The following is a 2,261-nucleotide window of genomic DNA, read 5'->3' on the forward strand; positions in this document are numbered from 1 at the left end:
AATGCTCTTTTTGCCGCCGGGGGGCGGCGTCATGCCGCCGCGGGGCGGTGCTGTTCTGTGCACGTGTTTCTCCTGTGTGTCCGGGAATGATCGCGCACACGGTGCGCGACGGGGAGGGAGGGCCCGCGAGGAATGCTCCGCGGCGAGGTAAGTTAAGGCTACCCTTAATGAGGCAAGCCTATGCTAGCTTAAGGGAGCCTTACCTAACCAGGATCCGATGATGCGGTTTTCCCCGAGGGCCCCATCCCATCCGGCCGCCGAGCGGTGCGCCCCGGCCACCCCTTCCGTCTCACCCATCGACCAGAGGAACCCCTTCGATGACAGCTCCGCCCCCGGCCCGCAGCCGGGTTCTCGCCCTCGTCCTGACCGGCCTGGTGCTGGCGCTCAGCGCCTGCTCGGCACCCCCCGGCTCCGCCGCGGGCACCAACGACGCCTGCCTCGGAGCCGACCGCGCCCTCACCGAGCTGGAGACCCTGGACCAGCCAAAGGACTGGCAGGGGGAGTCCAGCGCCTGCCTCGTCACCGACAGCGTCGCGCCCGTCGTTGAGCGGGCCGAATCCAGCCTGCCCGTCACCGTCACCGACAACCAGGACACCGAGGTGACGGTGACCGACACCAGCCGGATCCTGGCCCTGGACCTCAACGGCTCGCTCGCCGCGACCGTCTTCGGGCTCGGGCTGGGCGATCGCGTGGTCGGGCGGGACACCTCGACCGGCTTCGCCGAGGCCGCCGACCTGCCCCTCGTCACCCAGAACGGGCACGAGCTGAGCGGCGAGGGCATCCTTGGGCTGGAGCCCACCGTCATCCTCACGGACTCCTCCATCGGCCCCTGGGACGTCATCCTGCAACTGCGGGAGTCCGGGATTCCCGTGGTGGTGCTCACCCCGGAGCGGAGCCTCGAAAACACCGCCGACATCATCACCGCGGTCGCCGAGGCCCTCGGGGTTCCCGAAGCGGGCCGCCTCCTCGCCGAGCGGGTCCAGAGCGATCTGGATCGCATCGCCGCGGACATCGAGAAGATCGCGCCAGCAGATCTCGCCGACCGCCCGCGCATCCTCTTCCTCTACGTGCGCGGCAACGCGGGCATCTACTACATCTTCGGGGAGGGCTCGGGCACCGACTCCCTCATCGAAATGCTCGGCGGCATCGACGTGGCCACCGAGATCGGCTGGGCCGGGATGCGCCCGATGACCGCCGAAGCGCTCGTCGACGCGGACCCCGACCTGATCCTGATGATGACCAAGGGCCTCGAATCCGTGGGCGGCGTCGACGGGCTCCTGGAGCGCATCCCCGCCGTCGCCGAGACCCGCGCCGGGGAAAACCGCCGCATCGTCGACATGAGCGACTACGAAGTGCTGAGCTTCGGTCCCCGCAGCGCCGCCGTCGTCGACGCCCTGGCGCGCGCCATCTACGCACCGGAATCGAGCGGCTGGAAATGAGCATCGCCCCCGCCCCCCAGGCCGTCCAGGCCCCGTCCCGCCCGAGCGCAGGCGGCCCAGCGCCGCAGCACCCGCAGGCCCCGGGCCGGCAAGGCCTGCGCCGCACCTTCCTCTTCGGGGGACTCTCGATCGCGCTCATCGTGCTCGTGCTCGTCTCCGCCGGCACCGGGCAGCTCGGGGTCCCCCCGGACGAGGTGCTCGGCTCCGTGCTCCGCCGCCTCGGCATCGACTGGCTCCCGGCCCCGAGCCACAGCAACGGCGACAGCGCGCTCTGGAACATCCGCTTCCCGAGGGTCGCGATGGCCGTGATCATCGGAGCGGCGCTCGCCGCAGCCGGTCTGCTCATGCAGGCGATCTTCGGCAACCCTCTGGCGGAGCCCGGCGTGGTCGGCGTCTCCTCCGGCGCCGCCCTCGGCGCCTCGGCGACGATCGTGTTCAACCTGACCGTCTTCGGCGAGTGGACGATCGCGGTGGTCGCCTTCGCGACGGGCCTCGTCTCTGTGCTCCTCGTCTACGCGATGAGCCGGGCGGGGGGCAAAACCGAGATCGTGACGCTCGTGCTCACCGGCATCGCGATCAACGCCTTCACGGGCGCGGGGCTCGCCTTCATGACCTTCCTCGGCGACGCGCAGTCCCGGGAACAGATCGTGTTCTGGCAACTCGGCAGCCTCAACGGGGCGCGCTGGGAACAGGTGAGTATTATCTTGCCGCTGATTGCGGTGGGGATCGTGATCGCCTTCTTCCTGGCCCGGCGGCTCGACCTGCTCTCCCTCGGGGAGAAGAGCGCCCGGCACCTCGGGGTCAACGTCGAGGTGCTCCGCA

At 70.1% G+C, this 2,261-nt stretch carries 2 protein-coding genes; both read left to right on the plus strand.

What is annotated here, in order from left to right; genetic code table 11:
- Positions 1 to 317: 317 nt before the first annotated feature.
- Positions 318 to 1,439 carry a heme/hemin ABC transporter substrate-binding protein gene (locus tag OOT08_RS10890; RefSeq protein ID WP_325092665.1) on the plus strand — a complete coding sequence of 374 codons (1,122 nt, stop codon included), beginning with the start codon at positions 318 to 320 and terminating at the stop codon, positions 1,437 to 1,439.
- The coding region (locus OOT08_RS10895; protein WP_325092666.1) for a FecCD family ABC transporter permease at positions 1,436 to 2,261 on the plus strand (826 nt) is incomplete at its 3' end. The genes OOT08_RS10890 and OOT08_RS10895, both read left to right, overlap by 4 nt.

It is taken from the genome of Leucobacter sp. M11 (genome assembly GCF_035726885.1).
Classification (GTDB): domain Bacteria; phylum Actinomycetota; class Actinomycetes; order Actinomycetales; family Microbacteriaceae; genus JAPFRB01.

Excerpts from the sequence above, each read along its gene's own strand:
- OOT08_RS10890 (WP_325092665.1), top strand. The coding sequence starts at position 318 with ATGACAGCTCCGCCCCCGGCCCGCAGCCGGGTTCTCGCCCTCGTCCTG.